Source organism: Stenotrophomonas sp. LST15-1-1.1, from assembly GCF_040815575.1.
GTDB lineage: Bacteria > Pseudomonadota > Gammaproteobacteria > Xanthomonadales > Xanthomonadaceae > Stenotrophomonas > Stenotrophomonas lactitubi_B.
Window position 1 is genome coordinate 14,794 of record NZ_JBFPNJ010000029.1, and the last position, 15,184, is coordinate 29,977.

Below are 15,184 nucleotides of genomic sequence, written 5' to 3' on the forward strand. Positions count from 1 at the left end.
AGCCACCTTCATGAATGCTGATAGCCCCTAGCGGTGGTGGATTCAGCCTGTTCAGCAAGGGTGGGCCGTTTTGTGCCGAATTCGTCATCCATGCCGTCGGGGTCATGCTGTGTTGCAGCATCGGAAAAAGTGTGAATGCACCCTTGCTACTGGCGAGAGGGCAGGGCTACCATCGAGGCGTTTCCCGCGGCAGGAACGCGGTTGCGACATGATCGAGGTGCTTACAGCTCCGGATGGGTCAGGTACGCAGCTGCGACTGCGTCCCCCACGGGCGCTCGATGCCCGGCAGTTCGTCCTGTTGTTTGCTGTGTTGTCGGGAGTGATGTGGCTGGTGTCCGCCTTCGGGTGGGTGGCCGGCAACGCATTCGCCCCCCTGTTCGCGCTGCTGTACAGCCTGTTGCTGGCAGTTGCGTTGCGCGCGTTGTGGCGCAGCGGTGAACGGCAGGAGGAGATCCGGGTAGTGCCGGCGTACGTGGAGGTCATCCCCGTGCCCGGTGGATCGCCGGTGTTCCGGGCACATCCGCATTGGGTGCGCCTGCTCACCGACGACCAGAGGGTCCGGCTGGCATCCAGCGGCCGGCAGGTGGAGGTGGGGAGTTTTCTCGCGCCGGCCGAACGTCAAACGCTTGTTGAAACGCTTGAAGATTTGCTCGCCGCCAGCGATGGCGGCAACCGACGACGCTAAGGGTCTAGGCAATGAAGCAAAGCAGAGGGTGGGGCACGAAGTGCGTTGCAATGGCCGCCGCGATGGGGGCCCTGCTGTCGATGCCGGGGACGGCGCTGGCCCAGGCGGCCGATCCAAAGCCGTGGCAGTTGAACATGGGCAAGGGGGTGACCCAGACCTCACGCCTGGCCTGGGAATCGAACAACCTCTCGTTGATCGTCTGTACGGTGATCGGCGTGATCGTGTTCGGCGCCATGGCCTACGCGATGTTCAAGTTCCGCAAGTCCAAGGGCGCGGTCGCCGCCACCTTCAGCCACAACACCAAGGCCGAGGTCATCTGGACCGTGATCCCGGTGATCATCCTGGTGGTGATGGCGTGGCCGGCCACGGCCAACCTGATCAAGATGTACGACACCCGCGATGCCGAGATGACGGTCAAGGTCACCGGCTACCAGTGGATGTGGAAGTACGAGTACCTGGGCGAGAACGTGACCTTCACCAGCCGCCTGGACCGTGAGTCCGACCGCATGCGGCAGAGTGGCAAGGTGCCGACCCGCGAGAGCCATCCGCACTACCTGCTGGATGTCGACAACCGGCTGGTACTGCCGGTGGACACCAAGGTGCGCTTCGTCATCACTTCCGACGATGTGATCCACGCCTGGTGGGTGCCGGCGCTGGGCTGGAAGCAGGACGCGATTCCCGGCTTCATCAACGAAGCCTGGACCAGCATCGAGCAGCCCGGTGTCTACCGCGGCCAGTGCGCGGAGCTGTGCGGCAAGGACCATGGCTTCATGCCGATCGTGGTCGAGGCGGTGTCCAAGGAAGAGTTCAAGCAGTGGCTGGCGCAGCGCAAACCGGCGCCTGCACCCGCGACGCCTGCCGCGCCCGCCGAACCCACCGCGCCCGCCAGTGAAACGCCGGCGCAGCCGGCAGCACCGGCCGCCGCCGAGGCCGGCAACGCGCCTGCCGCGGCGGCCAGCGGAGCCTGATGTAACTGTCCGCGGCCGTGTCGCGGCCGCGGCGACAACCGATCCTGAGAGGTGTTTTGCAATGGCGCACTCGGCAGTTGGGCACGACGATCACCATCACCCGCAGAGCTTCTTCGAGCGTTGGTTCTTCTCGACCAACCACAAGGACATCGGCACGCTGTACCTGGGTTTCAGCTTCATCATGTTCGTCATTGGCGCGTTCATGAGCGTGCTGATCCGGCTGGAACTGGCCCAGCCCGGCATCCAGTACATCCGTCCGGAAATCTTCAACCAGCTGACCACCGTGCACGCGTTGGTGATGATCTTCGGCGGCGTGATGCCGGCCTTCGTCGGCCTGGCCAACTGGATGATCCCGCTGCAGATCGGCGCGCCGGACATGGCGCTGCCGCGCATGAACAACTGGTCGTTCTGGCTGTTGCCGGTGGCCTTCAGCCTGCTGCTGCTGACCTTCCTGCTGCCCGGTGGTGCGCCGGCCGGTGGCTGGACGTTGTATCCGCCGCTGTCGCTGCAGGGCGGCTACAACGTCGCGTTCACCGTGTTCGCCATCCACGTGGCCGGCATCAGTTCGATCATGGGTGCGATCAACATCATCGCCACGGTGCTGAACATGCGCGCGCCCGGTATCGACCTGCTGAAGATGCCGATCTTCTGCTGGGCCTGGCTGATCACTGCGTTCCTGCTGATCGCGGTGATGCCGGTGCTGGCTGGTGCGGTGACGATGCTGCTGACCGACAAGTTCTTCGGCACCAGCTTCTTCAATGCGGCCGGTGGTGGCGACCCGGTGATGTTCCAGCACATCTTCTGGTTCTTCGGCCATCCCGAGGTCTACATCATGATCCTGCCCGCCTTCGGCGTGGTCAGCGAGATCATCCCGACCTTCAGCCGCAAGCCGCTGTTCGGCTACCAGGCGATGGTCTACGCCACCGCGGCGATCGCGTTCCTGTCATTCATCGTCTGGGCCCACCACATGTTCACCGTGGGCATGCCGCTGGGTGGCGAGATCTACTTCATGTTCGCCACCATGCTGATCTCGATCCCGACCGGGGTGAAGGTGTTCAACTGGGTCAGCACGATGTGGCGCGGTTCGCTCACCTTCGAAGCCCCCATGCTGTGGTCGGTGGCATTCGTCATCCTGTTCACCATCGGCGGGTTCTCCGGCCTGATGCTGGCGATCGTGGCCGCCGACTTCCAGTATCACGACACCTACTTCGTGGTTGCCCACTTCCACTATGTGCTGGTGACCGGCGCGGTGTTCGCGCTGATCGCGGCGGTGTACTACTGGTGGCCGAAGTGGACCGGGCGCATGTACAGCGAGAAGTGGGCCAAGGTGCACTTCTGGTGGTCGATCGTGTTCGTCAACCTGCTGTTCTTCCCGCAGCACTTCCTGGGCCTGGCCGGCATGCCGCGGCGCATCCCCGATTACTCGGTGGCGTTCGCCGACTGGAACCTGATCAGCTCGATCGGTGCGTTCGGCATGTTCGCCACGCCGTTCATGATGGCCGCGATCCTGCTGTCCTCGCTGCGCAACGGCGAGAAGGCCGAGGCGCGCTCCTGGGAAGGTGCGCGCGGTCTGGAGTGGACGCTGCCGTCGCCGGCACCGGCGCACACCTTCACCACGCCGCCGACCATCCGCCCGGGTGACCTGGCCCACGACGACATCGGTCATTGAGGTGGTGCATGCATAACGAGAGTCCGCTCCCGATCGGTAGAGTCGAGCCAAGCTCGACTAACGAAAAGCAGCCGAGCATGGCTCGGCTCTACAACCGCGAAGGCAAAGCCCAGAGCGCCGGCATCGAGCAGCAGCGTCAGCGCGCCAAGCGCACCGCGCTGTGGGTGGGCGCGATCGCCGCGCTGGTCTACGTCGGCTTCATCCTCAGCGGCGTGATCGGTCGATGAGCGAAACGCCGGCCACCGCTCCGTCACGCAGCGCCGGCCTGCCGCGCCTGATCGGCGTTGCGGTGGTGGTGTTCCTGCTGACGTTCTCGCTGGTGCCGCTGTATCGCATCGCCTGCGAGAAGGTGTTCGGCGTGCGCCTGGAACGTGGCCCGGGCAGCGAAGCCAGTACCGGTGCTGCCAGTGGCAAGCGCACCGTGCGGGTGGAATTCGATGGCGGGGTCAATTCGCGGCTGCCGTGGTCGTTCCATCCCGAGCAGCTGACCATGGATGTGGTGCCTGGCGAGCTCAACGAGGCGCTGTACTTCGCCCGCAACGACAGCCAGCAGGCCGTGGTCGGCAGCGCGGTGCCCTCGGTGGCACCGGCACGCGCGTCGGGATTCTTCAGCAAGACCGAGTGCTTCTGCTTCACCGCGCAGACCCTGCAGGCCGGCGAGAAGCGCGACATGCCGGTGCGCTTCATCGTCGATCCGGACCTGCCGCCGGAAATCCGGACGATCACCTTGTCCTACACCTTCTACCGCAACGATGCGTTGTCCGATCGGCTGGCTCCGGCCGCCACGTCGGAAGGCGCCCACGCTGCTCCCTGACCCGGATACCGACCATGGCCCAGACACCCAGCGACGCCAACGTGTACTTCGTCCCGGCCCAGAGCAAATGGCCGTTCGTCGGTTCCATCGCGATGATGGTGACCATGGTCGGCGTAGCCAGCTGGCTCAATGACGCCAGCTGGGGCCGCTGGACCTTCTACATCGGCGTGGCGATGCTGGTGCTGACCCTGTTCTGGTGGTTCAGCGACGTGGTGCGCGAGTCGCAGGCCGGCAACTACAACCGGCAGGTGGACGGTTCGTTCCGGATGGGGATGGTCTGGTTCATCTTCTCCGAAGTGATGTTCTTCGGCGCCTTCTTCGGTGCGCTGTTCTACACCCGCCACCTCGGCCTGTCGTGGTTGAGCGGCGAAGGGCGCGGGGTGATGACCAACGAGCTGCTATGGCAGGGCTACTCGGCCGGTTGGCCGACCAACGGCCCGGCAGCAATCGGTGGCGCGTTCCAGACGATCCCGGCCTGGGGCCTGCCGCTGATCAATACGTTGATCCTGCTGACCTCGGGCGTGACCCTGACCATCGCCCATCATGCGCTGAAGGCAGGCAACCGCCGCCAGCTGCTGATCTGGCTGGGCCTGACGGTACTGCTCGGCCTCGGCTTCCTGACCCTGCAGGCGGAGGAATACATCCACGCCTACAAGGAACTGAACCTGACACTCGGCTCAGGCATCTACGGTTCCACATTCTTCATGCTGACCGGCTTCCACGGCGCACACGTGCTGCTGGGCACGATCATGCTGATCGTGATGTGGCTGCGCTCGGCGAAGGGGCACTTCACCCGCGACAACCATTTCGCTTTCGAAGCAGCCGCGTGGTACTGGCACTTCGTCGACGTGGTGTGGCTGATGCTGTTCCTGTTCGTCTACGTGCTTTGACCGCGCAGGCGTCGGCAGCCTCAGCCGCCGGCGCTGCCTGGTCTTACGTAGGGTCAGCTGCCGATGCCGTGCGGTTTGATCCAGCCCATGTAGATGCACACGATCACCAGTACGATCAACGCCACCGACACTCCGATGCGGCGGGTCAGTGCATTGACCGTGCGCTTGGTCTGGCCGCGGTCCACCAGCAGGTAATACAGGCCGGCGCCCAGATTCCAGACGATGACGATCAGAAACGCGATTACCAGCAGGGTCTTCAGCGAATCACTCATGCGCGGCTCGAGGGCAGGGTGGATGTGCCTATCTGACCGCGTTTGCGCGGACTTGTCATGATGCGCCAGCACACGCGCCTGATTGGATGGCTGATGGCGCTGCTGGCAATGGCCGGATTCACCGCGCTTGGCCTGTGGCAGCTGCAGCGGATGCACGCCAAACAGGCGTTGCTGGATGCGCAGGGCCCGGCCGTGGCGCAGGCGATGCCGTTGGCACAAGCGCTGGCGGCGCAGGGTGCGCTGCATGGTGTGGCCGATCACGGTCGCTTCCTGCCGGGCGTGGTGCTGCTGGACAACCAGACCCGCCACGGCCGCGCCGGAGTGAAGATCTATCGTCCGTTCCGCAGCGACGCGGGCAGCGTGTTGCTGGTGGACCTGGGCTGGCGCGCGCTGCCGCCCGACCGCACGTTGCCGGAGGTGGCGGCACCGCCGTCGCCGGTGGACGTACGTGGCCTGTTGGCACCGCCCCCTTCGGCCGGCTTGGCGCTGGGGCCGGCGTTCACCACCACCGATGTTGCTGGGCGCTGGCTGGCCAGTCGCCTTCCCGCCGATGGCCTGGCCGCTGCACTGGGCCTGCCGTCGTTGCCCGAGCGTGTGCTGCGGCTGGATCCGGCGTTGCCGTTCGGCGATGAGCGCGATCTCGACCTGCTGCCGAACACGCTGCCGCCGCAGCGCCACCTGGGATACGCCGTGCAGTGGTTCGGGCTGGCGCTGACCGTGCTGGTGGTGGCGCTGGTACTGGAATGGCGCAGGCGGCGGCCCGTTGCCCGGTAGTACCGGCCGCTGGCCGGCATCCCTTTCCCAACCGTGAGAAAATGCCCCGCATGAACACTGCTACCTCCCCGCAGGCGCGCGGCAATGGCCGCCGGACCCTGGTGCTGCTGTTCGCCGTTTTCTTCGGGGCGATGGCGCTGGCCGCCATCCTGCGTTTCTCGGGCTGGCAGCCGACCGCGCATCGCAACAGTGGTCAATTGCTGAAGCCGCCGGTGGATCTGCGCCAGCAACCACCGACGCTGGCCAATGGCTCGGCCTACCCCTGGAACCCTGACGCGCGCACGTGGCGCCTGCTGGTGGCACCGGCGGGTACCTGCGACGCGCAGTGCGTCACTTTGTCGCAGGGACTGGGCAAGGTGTGGCAGCTGTTCGGCCATAACGCCGATAATGTCGAAATCCTGTGGCTGGGAACGCCACCGGCGTCGATCGCCTCGCTGCCCGCGCTGCGGCCGCTGGCCCCGTCGCCAGCCCTGCGCGCGGCGCTGCCCGGCGTCGATGATCCGGCGGGTCTGCCGGTCTACGTGATCGATCCGAACGGCTTCGTGATCATGCGTCATGCCCCCGGGAGCGATCTCGGCGGACTGCGCAAGGACATGGCCACGTTGCTGAAACTGAAGTGAGTCCCGTTTGATGAGCCTTTCCGCGCGTCCGGCGCTGCACCGCAATTTCCACCGCCTGGCGTGGTTCGCCATGATCATGACCGCGAGCACGATCATGTTCGGTGCCTTCGTGCGCCTGTCCGATGCCGGCCTGAGCTGCCCGGACTGGCCGACCTGCTATGGGCAGGCGACCTGGCCGCAGCACGTGGAAGAGACCATCGGGCATCCGGCGGCGGAGATCCGTCCGCTGGAAACGCACAAAGCCTGGCGTGAGCAGGTGCACCGCTTCCTGGCCGGCGCGCTCGGCATCGAGATCCTGACCCTGGCCCTGCTGGCCACGCGCAAGCGGCGATTCGGAAGCACGGCGGTGGTCACCGCCTGCGTGCTGGTGGCCGCGGGCATACCGCTGTACATGATGGGCTGGCATGGAACCGCCAGCGCGCTGGCACTGATCGGCGAGGCCATCCTGCTGATCGCGGCATTGCGCTGGAGCAACATCGACCTGGCGCGCGCGGCGCTGCTGACGTTGGCGGTGGTGATCTTCCAGGCCCTGCTGGGCATGTGGACGGTGACCCTGCTGCTCAAGCCGATCGTAGTGATGGGCCATCTGCTGGGCGGCATGCTGATGTTCGGCCTGCTGGTGTGGATGGCCTGGCGGGCCACGCACATGCCGATCACCCTGGCCGAGGCGCCGAAGCTGAAGTGGTTGCTGCGCATCGGTGTGGCGGTGCTGGTCACCCAGATCGCGCTCGGCGGCTGGGTCAGCGCCAACTACGCGGCACTGGCGTGCGGCGGTGGCAGCGCCTCGCTGGACAATTTCCCGCGTTGCGCCAACCAATGGTGGCCGCAGCACAACTTCGCCGAGGGCTTTACCCTGTGGCGCGGCATCGGTGTGGACTACGAAGGCGGCGTGCTCGACGGTGCCTCACGCATCGCCATCCAGATGGCCCATCGCCTGTTCGCGATTGTCGTTGCCGTCTACATGCTGTGGTTGGGCCTGCGCCTGTTCCGGCTGCCGAGCATGCGTGGCTGGGCCTCGGCCCTGGTCGCGCTGCTGGTGCTGCAGGTCACCCTCGGCATCCTCAATGTGAAGCTTGCACTGCCGCTGGAAGTGGCAGTGGCGCACAACGGCGTTGCCGTTGCCCTGTTGTTTGTTTTGGTCAGCCTGCTGGCCCGCCTGCGTGCCCCGGACTGATCCCATGTTTTCCAACTATCGCCAGTACTGGGACCTGACCAAGCCCAAGGTCGTCGCCCTCATCGTCTTCACCGCTTTGGTCGGCATGGTCCTGGCCATTCCGGGCGTGCCCAGCTGGGAGCAGGTGCGTGCCGGCCTGCTCGGCTTCCTGGGCATCTGGCTTGCCGCCTCTGCAGCTGCAGCCATCAACCAGCTGCTGGATGCGCACATCGATGCGCAGATGGCGCGCACCTCGTGGCGACCGCTGGTGGTGGGCAAGGTCAAGCCATGGCAGGTGCTGGTATTTGCCGGCGTGCTGATCGTGCTGTCGATGGCGATCCTGGTGCTGTGGGTGAACTGGATCACCGCGGTGCTGACCTTCGCTTCGCTGATCGGCTATGCGGTGATCTACACCGTCTACCTGAAGCGTGCGACCTCGCAGAACATCGTCATCGGTGGTCTGGCCGGCGCGATGCCGCCGATGCTGGGCTGGGCGGCGGTGACCGGCATGCAGGGCTCGTCGGACTGGGCGTACTCGTCGCTGCTGGTGCTGATCATCTTCATCTGGACGCCGCCGCACTTCTGGGCACTGGCGATCTTCCGTCGCGAGGACTACGCCAAGGCGGAAATCCCGATGCTGCCAGTCACCCATGGCGTGGTGCACACGCGCAAGCAGATCATGGCGTACTCGGTGGTGCTGGCGCTGGTCTGCCTGCTGCCGTACCTGGTCGGCATGAGCGGGGCGTTCTATCTGGGCGGCGCGATCGTGCTCAACGCCGTGTTCCTCTGGTACGCCTGGCGCATGCTCAACCCGCCTGATGAACTGTTCTCGATGAAGATGTTCAGCTACTCCATCGTCTACCTGATGGCGCTGTTCGCCTTCCTGCTGGTGGACCACTGGATCCTGCCCTGGTTGTGATGGGCTGATGTTCGGGGTCAGATCCCCGAAGGGGCTCTGACCCCGCCTGATCCAAGGCGCCAGTCCTATGTAGAGCCGAGCCCATGCTCGGCTGAGGGTGTATTGGAAGAGCAGCCGAGCGTGGGCTCGGCTCTACACTTGATCTCTTCCAGCCGCGTCGCCATTGCTGTTCCTGACCCCAAGGAAAGGAAGGAGCAGGGATGCATTCGATCTTCCGCTGGACCGCCACCCTGCTGCTGGCGCTGGGCATGGCGACGAGCGCGCGCGCCGACGACGCTGCCATGCAGATCCGCCAGCATGCCGGAGACCACCGCGTGCTGGTGCTGGGCGAATTCCACGGTACCCGCGAGACACCGCTGCTGGTGCGCCGACTGGTGGACGACTACAGCCGTAACGGCCCGGTGGTGCTGGCTTTGGAGCTGCCGCGTGGTGAGAACACCACACTGCGTGACTATCTGGATTCCGATGGCGGGGCGGTGGCACGCCAACACCTGCGAGGCCGTGCGTTCTGGACCGTGCGCGATGATCAGCACGATGGCCGCCGCAGTCGCGACATGCTGGCGCTGATCGAAGGCATGCGCGCGCTGAAGGCGCAGGGGCGCGCCATCGAGGTGGTCGGCTATGACGTCAACAACAGTGATGGCGGCAGCCAAGCGCGCGATGATCGCATGGCGGCGGAGCTGCGGCGCCTGTACCGGCGCCTGCCGGATGACGCACGCATGGTCGTCCTGACTGGCAATGTCCACGCCATGCTGCAGCGGCCGGCCGATGCGCCGCCGGAAATGCAGACGCAACCGATGGCGTCGGCGCTGCGCGACCTGGACATTTACAGCGTGCGGCTGGGAGCACTGCGCGGCCATTTCTGGGGGTGCATGGACCGTTGCAAGGCGTTGGCTCTGCTCGAGCGACCTGCGCGTGCACCGGAGGTCGATACCGATGCCGGGCGGCAGTACGACCTGTGGGTGTGGATGCCGCAGCTGAGCGTCGGCACTCTGGCAGAACCGTGAGTTCACGCAGGGCCACTCATCAGCCGAGCATGGGCTCGGCTCTACAGTAGATCCACGCCATGCGTGGATGATTTCCCACAGCAGCCCGCGCGTTCAGTGGATCCACGCCACGCGTGGATGATTTCGCGGTTGGGTCAGGGCGCGCGCTTGGCGTAGCGCTGGGCGATCACGCCGCAGACGATTAGCTGGATCTGGTGGTAGATCATCACCGGCAGCACGATCGCGCCGAGGCTGCCGCCAGCGAACAGCACCTTGGCGATCGGCACGCCGGTGGCCAGGCTCTTCTTCGAGCCGCAGAACACGATGGCGATCTCGTCTTCGCGGTTGAAGCGCAGGCGGCGGGCGATGAAGGTGATCAGCGGCATCGCGATGCCGAGCAGTACCGCGGCCACGACAGCCACCGCGAACAGCGAGAGCAGGGGCGTCTTGCTCCACAACCCCTCGGTAACCGCTTCGCCGAATGCCGAGTACACCACCAGCAGGATGGTGGCCTGATCGGTGTAGCGCAGCAGCGCGCGCTGCTTTTCCACCCAGCCGGCGATCCATGGGCGCAGCAGGTGGCCAGCCACGAACGGCACCAGCAGCTGCAGCATGATGCCGCCGATGGCATGCAGCGGGTCATGCACGCCGCCGGAGGTACCGGCCAGTGCGGTCAGCAGCAGGGGCGTCAGGAACACACCGAGGATGCTCGACAGTGAGGCACTGCACACCGCCGCCGGCACGTTGCCGCGCGCCATCGAAGTGAACGCGATGGACGACTGCACGGTGGACGGCAGGGTGCACAGGAACAGCACGCCCAGGTACAGCTCAGGCGTCAGCAGCCAGCCCGACAACGGCTTGAACAAGAGCCCCAGCAGCGGGAACAGGATGAAGGTGCAGGCGAGGATCGTCAGGTGCAGGCGCCAGTGCAGCATGCCGCCGATGATCGATTCGCGCGGCAGGCGCGCGCCGTGCAGGAAGAACAGCGCGGCGATGGCGACGGTGGTGACATCGTCGAGCACCAGGGCGGCGGCACCTTTCATCGGCAGCAGCGAGGCCAGGCCGACGGTGCACAGCAGGGCGAGGGTGAAGTTGTCCGGTCGCAGGCGCGACCACCAGCGGGTCATGGTGGATAGGCTCCTTGGTGCGGGGAATCAGTGGGTTGGAGAAGGGATGGCCAGGCGCTCGCGGGTGGCCGCTTCCAGCGACTTCAGGCCGGCACGCTGGCCCAGCTGCAGGGCCTGTTCCGGGCTGGCGTGTTCGTAGCGCGCGTTGAGCAGGCCGAGCACGGCACCGGCGCGGTTGCCGGAGGCGCAGTGCAGCAGCACCGGCCCCTGGCTCTGCCGCAGGGCCTGGTGCACGGCGCGCACGTTGGCCGCATCCAGGCCCTCGGCACCGGCCACCGGAATGCGGACATAGCGCAGGCCCAGCGCTTCGGCCTCACGCGTTTCATCGAAGCCGCGATCTTCATCGGGTTGGCGCAGGTCGATCACCGTGCGCACGCCCTGTGCAGCCAGTCCGCGCAGTTGCGCGGCCGTGGGCTGGCCGCCGGCGTACAGGCCGGGGCGGACTTCAGCAAGGGCGGGGTCCGCAGCCCAGGCTGGCAGAACCGGGCAGAGCGACAACAACAGCAGGCAGGTCAGGCGCAGCAGCATGGTCTCTCCGGGGATGTGTTCTGCCGCTACAGGCGCAGATTGGCGCGTGCCTTCAGCAGCTCGCGCATCTCGTACTTGTCAGTATCGTCCAGACCCTGTTGGCGCTGCTTGGCGTTAAGGTCGTCGATCCGCTGGAACAGCAGCTGCTTCTCCAGCTGCCCGACCGCGTCATGCAGCTCCACCGTCCACATCGCTTCATCGCCCGCCAGCGTCTGCGCGGCCAAGGTATGCAGCGAGGCCTGTTCTTCGCGGCCGTCGAAATGCTCCAGCAGGGCGCCGGTACTGATGTCCGGGCGCTGTTCGACCAGCCCCAGCAGTTCGAGCAGCAGCTCCACGCCCGGCAGGCGCAGGCCCTGGAAGTGGTGCTTGCCGCCCAGGGTCAGGGCCAGCGACGGCTGCTGCAGCAGCACGGCGATCGCACCGCGCACCAGGCTGCGCTTTGCCGCGGGCTGGATCGTGCGCGGCGCGGCGCGCTGTGGCATCTGCGGGCGGCCCGCCTGCGCGTTGCCGCCCAGGCCGGTGAGCTGTCCCAGCTGCTGTTTCATCAGGTCGCCAAACGCGCCGTCGGGAATCTGCGCGAGCATCGGCTTGGCGCGCTCGGCCAGCCGTGCCTTGCCGTCCAGCGTGCCCAGGTTGATCTCGCGGGTCAGCTCGTCGAAGAAGAACTGCGACAGCGGCGTGGCCTGCTTCAGGCGCTCGTCGAAGGCCTCGGCACCTTCCTTGCGCACGATGCTGTCCGGGTCTTCGCCATCGGGCAGGAACAGGAAGAAGGCCTGGCGGCCGTCCTTCATGCGTGGCAGCACCGATTCCAGCGCCTTCCAGCCGGCGCGGCGGCCGGCGGCGTCGCCGTCGAAGCAGAAGAACACGTCCGGCGCGTTGCGGAACAACAGCTCGGCATGGTCCGGCGTGGTTGCCGTGCCCAGCGTCGCCACCGCCTGGGTGACGCCGAACTGGAACAGCGAGACCACGTCCATGTAGCCCTCGACCACGATCAAGCGCTCGATCTTCTGGTTGGTCTGGCGCACCTGCCACAGGCCATACAGTTCGCGGCCCTTGTGGAACAGCGCGGTCTCGGGCGAGTTGAGGTATTTGGGGCCGTCGTCCTTCTCGAACACGCGCCCGCCGAAGGCGATCACCCGGCCACGGCGGTCGAAGATCGGGAACATCACCCGGTCGCGGAACTTGTCGTAGACGTGGCCGCGGTCGTTCTTGGAGAACAGGCCAGCGCGGTCGAGCAGTTTCATCCGCCGCTCGTCCTTGCCCAGCGCATCGCGCAGGCCGCTGTAGCCATCGGGCGCATAGCCGATCTGGAAGCGCGCGCGGTTCTCTTCGTCCACGCCGCGACCATCGAGGTAACTGCGCGCTTTCTCGCTGCCTTCCAGGTTCTTCTGGAAGAACTTGGTAGCGGCGTCCAGCGCGGAGTACAGCTCGCGGCTGTCATCCTGCTGCTGGGCACTGCGCGGGTTCTCGCTGCGCGGCACTTCCATGCCGGCGCGCTTGGCCAGTTCGTCCACCGCGTCGAGGAACTCGAGGCGGTCGTAGTTCATCAGGAAGCTGATCGCGGTGCCGTGCGCGCCGCAGCCAAAGCAGTGATAGAACTGCTTGGTCGGCGAGACGGTGAACGAGGCCGAGCGTTCGTCATGGAACGGGCACCGTGCGGCGTACTCCTTGCCCTGGCGCTTCAGCGGCACGCGGCTGCCCACCACCTCGACGATGTCGGAGCGGGCCAGCAGGTCGTCGATGAAAGCGTCGGGGATACGGGCCATGGGCAACAGGACAGGGCGCGGCCGCCAGGGCGCGCTGCGGGGGCGGCAGGTCCCCTAGTTTACTCGCTGGCGGCGGCCGGGCCGGTTTCCTGTGGGGCCACATCGGCGCTGGCCAGGCGTGCACGTGCGTACTGGCGTTCGTCGATCACCGCGGTCATCAATGCACCAACGAAGAACACGGCAGTGGCGTAGTAGATCCAGACCAGCGAAATCACCAGTGCGCCCATCGAGCCGTAGGCGCTGCCAGGGGCAACGGTGCTGATGTAGACGCCGATGCCATAACGGCCGAGGGTGAACAGCAACGAGGTGATGGCGCCGCCGATGAAGGCCTGGCGCCAGGCCACGCGCCGGTCCGGCAGGTAGTGGTAAAGGAAGGCGAAGGCCAGCGTGTACAGCAGCAGCGATGTCAGGTAGCCGATGGCGGGCAGCACCGAGGGCAGCTGCGCGAACACCACCTGCAGCGCGGTGGTGGCGGTCATCGACAGGATCAGCAGGAAGCCCAGCGCCAGCACCACGCCGAAGGAGAACACGCGCTTGCGCAGCCAGGCCTTGATCCCGTCCAGGCGCTGCCCGCTGGTATGGAAGATCCGGTTCAGCGCGTTCTGCAGCTGCGCGAACACGGCGGTGGCGCCGACGAACAACAGCAACGTGCTCCAGACCCCGGCCAGCGAGCCGACGCTGGGCTGGCTGTTGGCGTTGTGCAGCACGGTGTCGGCCACGCTGGCCACACTGCTGCCGGCCACCGAGCCGATCTGCCCGATCAGTGCCTGCTGCGCCGGCGGATACAACGAGGCGGTCAGCCACAGCAAAAGCACCAGCAGCGGCGCCATCGACAGCAGGGCATAGAAGGAGACTGAAGCGGCCTGGGTCAGCACGTCGATTTCGACGAAGCGCTTGGCCACCGCCATCGGGAAGCTGTCCTGCAGGCGATCGGCGTAGTGGCGAAGCCGTGCGGGGATGCTGTGGGGACGCGTATCGGTGGGGGCGTTGGATTGCTCGACCATGGGGATGTTGTAGCAGCCGGGGGTCGAAGAGGTGGTGAAGCGGGTGTTGCATCGGTAGCGCCGGGCCATGCCCGGCGACCAATCGAAACGCCAGGCATGGCCCGGCGCTACCGGATCAACGCTGGCTTACGCCAGCTGCTGCTTGACCAGCTTGGACACCAGGCCCATGTCGGCCTGGCCGGCGAGCTTGGGCTTCAGCGCACCCATCAGCTTGCCCATGTCGGCTGCGCTGCTGGCGCCGGTCTCGGCGATGGCGGCCTGGATCGCCGCGACGATCTCGGCTTCGCCCATCTTGGCCGGCAGGTAGGCTTCGATCACCACGATCTCGGCGCGTTCGATTTCCGCCAGATCTTCGCGGTTGGCCGCTTCAAACTGGCTGACCGAGTCCTTGCGCTGCTTGACCATCTTGTCGAGCACGGCGATCACGGCGGTGTCGTCGAGCTCGATGCGCTCGTCGACTTCCTTCTGCTTGATGGCCGCGTTGATCAGGCGGATGACGCCCAGCTTGTGCTTCTCGCCGCCCTTCATGGCGGCCTTCATGTCTTCGGTGAGCTGCTGCTTCATGCTCATGGCGAACCTCGTGGTGGTGGTGGGGCAGGGCGGACGCCCGGGCCCGGAAACGCAAAAAGCCGGCGACGCTCGCGCGTGCCGGCTTCGACTCCACTGCGGCAGGGAATGCCCACCGCAATGAAGATGCGTCCGATCAGTACAGGCGCTGACGCTTGGTGACGTCGCGCGAGGAACGGCGCAGCTGACGCTTCACAGCAGCGGCGGCCTTGCGCTTACGCTCCTGGGTCGGCTTTTCGTAGAACTCGCGCTTGCGGGTTTCGGCCAGCACACCGGCCTTTTCGCAAGTGCGCTTGAAGCGGCGAAGAGCAAACTCAAAGGGTTCGTTCTCGCGGACTTTGACGCTGGGCATGGAATCTCCGGGACACAGTAGAACCGGGTCACGCCCGGCGAGCCGCACATTATAGTGGCGAATAAACAAACTGCAAGCCACAAATCCTGA

18 protein-coding genes are annotated in these 15,184 nt (G+C 66.0%); 11 read left to right on the forward strand and 7 right to left on the reverse strand.

Annotation, left to right across the window (positions count from 1 at the left end):
• Positions 1 to 208: 208 nt before the first annotated feature.
• From MRBLST15_RS12660 to MRBLST15_RS12685, 6 genes are all read left to right on the forward strand, one after another.
• Entirely contained in the window at positions 209 to 685 is a 477-nt protein-coding gene (locus MRBLST15_RS12660; protein WP_265951908.1) for a DUF2244 domain-containing protein, read from the forward strand.
• An 11-nt stretch (positions 686 to 696) separates the two neighbouring features.
• Positions 697 to 1,653 (forward strand): cytochrome c oxidase subunit II, encoded by a 957-nt coding sequence (gene coxB / locus MRBLST15_RS12665; RefSeq protein WP_100461560.1) that lies wholly within the window; start codon positions 697 to 699, stop codon positions 1,651 to 1,653.
• Between the two features lie 61 nt (positions 1,654 to 1,714).
• Positions 1,715 to 3,322, forward strand: coding sequence for a cytochrome c oxidase subunit I (gene ctaD / locus MRBLST15_RS12670; RefSeq protein ID WP_025878294.1), 1,608 nt, complete (start codon positions 1,715 to 1,717; stop codon positions 3,320 to 3,322).
• A gap of 8 nt (positions 3,323 to 3,330) precedes the next feature.
• Entirely contained in the window at positions 3,331 to 3,549 is a 219-nt protein-coding gene (locus tag MRBLST15_RS12675; protein WP_414716148.1) for a hypothetical protein, read from the forward strand.
• Entirely contained in the window at positions 3,546 to 4,136 is a 591-nt protein-coding gene (locus MRBLST15_RS12680; protein WP_100461555.1) for a cytochrome c oxidase assembly protein, read from the forward strand. Before MRBLST15_RS12675 ends, MRBLST15_RS12680 begins: the two co-directional genes overlap by 4 nt.
• 14 nt (positions 4,137 to 4,150) lie before the next feature.
• The gene (locus tag MRBLST15_RS12685) at positions 4,151 to 5,026 is read left to right on the forward strand and encodes a cytochrome c oxidase subunit 3 (RefSeq protein WP_312705602.1); all 876 of its coding nucleotides are present in this window, start codon (positions 4,151 to 4,153) and stop codon (positions 5,024 to 5,026) included.
• A gap of 53 nt (positions 5,027 to 5,079) precedes the next feature.
• Here the strand turns inward: MRBLST15_RS12685 and MRBLST15_RS12690 are convergent, their stop codons facing one another.
• Positions 5,080 to 5,298: a twin transmembrane helix small protein gene (locus tag MRBLST15_RS12690; RefSeq protein WP_089238223.1), complete on the reverse strand. Its 219-nt coding sequence runs from the start codon at positions 5,296 to 5,298 to the stop codon at positions 5,080 to 5,082.
• A 57-nt stretch (positions 5,299 to 5,355) separates the two neighbouring features.
• Here MRBLST15_RS12690 and MRBLST15_RS12695 point away from each other — a divergent pair, with 57 nt between their 5' ends.
• The 5 genes from MRBLST15_RS12695 (at position 5,356) to MRBLST15_RS12715 (ending at position 9,771) form a co-directional block, all read left to right on the forward strand.
• Positions 5,356 to 6,072, forward strand: a complete 717-nt coding sequence (locus MRBLST15_RS12695) for an SURF1 family protein (RefSeq protein WP_367786062.1) — start codon at positions 5,356 to 5,358, stop codon at positions 6,070 to 6,072.
• Between the two features lie 50 nt (positions 6,073 to 6,122).
• Entirely contained in the window at positions 6,123 to 6,692 is a 570-nt protein-coding gene (locus MRBLST15_RS12700) for a hypothetical protein (RefSeq protein WP_367786064.1), read from the forward strand.
• Between the two features lie 10 nt (positions 6,693 to 6,702).
• Positions 6,703 to 7,866 (forward strand): COX15/CtaA family protein, encoded by a 1,164-nt coding sequence (locus MRBLST15_RS12705; RefSeq protein ID WP_100461549.1) that lies wholly within the window; start codon positions 6,703 to 6,705, stop codon positions 7,864 to 7,866.
• A 4-nt stretch (positions 7,867 to 7,870) separates the two neighbouring features.
• On the forward strand, positions 7,871 to 8,764 hold the full coding sequence (gene cyoE / locus MRBLST15_RS12710) for a heme o synthase (protein WP_099821342.1): 894 nt from the start codon (positions 7,871 to 7,873) through the stop codon (positions 8,762 to 8,764).
• Between the two features lie 200 nt (positions 8,765 to 8,964).
• Entirely contained in the window at positions 8,965 to 9,771 is an 807-nt protein-coding gene (locus MRBLST15_RS12715) for a calcium-binding protein (RefSeq protein WP_367786066.1), read from the forward strand.
• Positions 9,772 to 9,905: 134 nt separating this feature from the next.
• Here MRBLST15_RS12715 and MRBLST15_RS12720 read toward each other — a convergent pair whose 3' ends face one another.
• The 6 genes from MRBLST15_RS12720 to rpsU all read right to left on the reverse strand — a co-directional run bounded on the left by MRBLST15_RS12720 (position 9,906) and on the right by rpsU (position 15,094).
• Complete coding sequence (locus tag MRBLST15_RS12720) at positions 9,906 to 10,877, reverse strand: bile acid:sodium symporter family protein (protein ID WP_099782541.1); 972 nt, start codon at positions 10,875 to 10,877, stop codon at positions 9,906 to 9,908.
• Between the two features lie 27 nt (positions 10,878 to 10,904).
• Positions 10,905 to 11,405 (reverse strand): protein tyrosine phosphatase family protein, encoded by a 501-nt coding sequence (locus tag MRBLST15_RS12725; RefSeq protein ID WP_265951913.1) that lies wholly within the window; start codon positions 11,403 to 11,405, stop codon positions 10,905 to 10,907.
• A gap of 26 nt (positions 11,406 to 11,431) precedes the next feature.
• Complete coding sequence (gene dnaG, locus MRBLST15_RS12730) at positions 11,432 to 13,171, reverse strand: DNA primase (protein WP_251473136.1); 1,740 nt, start codon at positions 13,169 to 13,171, stop codon at positions 11,432 to 11,434.
• Between the two features lie 59 nt (positions 13,172 to 13,230).
• Positions 13,231 to 14,175 (reverse strand): YihY/virulence factor BrkB family protein, encoded by a 945-nt coding sequence (locus MRBLST15_RS12735; protein WP_414716150.1) that lies wholly within the window; start codon positions 14,173 to 14,175, stop codon positions 13,231 to 13,233.
• A 126-nt stretch (positions 14,176 to 14,301) separates the two neighbouring features.
• Positions 14,302 to 14,745 carry a GatB/YqeY domain-containing protein gene (locus tag MRBLST15_RS12740; protein WP_099821346.1) on the reverse strand — a complete coding sequence of 148 codons (444 nt, stop codon included), beginning with the start codon at positions 14,743 to 14,745 and terminating at the stop codon, positions 14,302 to 14,304.
• Positions 14,746 to 14,878: 133 nt separating this feature from the next.
• Positions 14,879 to 15,094, reverse strand: a complete 216-nt coding sequence (gene rpsU / locus MRBLST15_RS12745; protein WP_002808376.1) for a 30S ribosomal protein S21 — start codon at positions 15,092 to 15,094, stop codon at positions 14,879 to 14,881.
• Positions 15,095 to 15,184 lie beyond the last annotated feature (90 nt).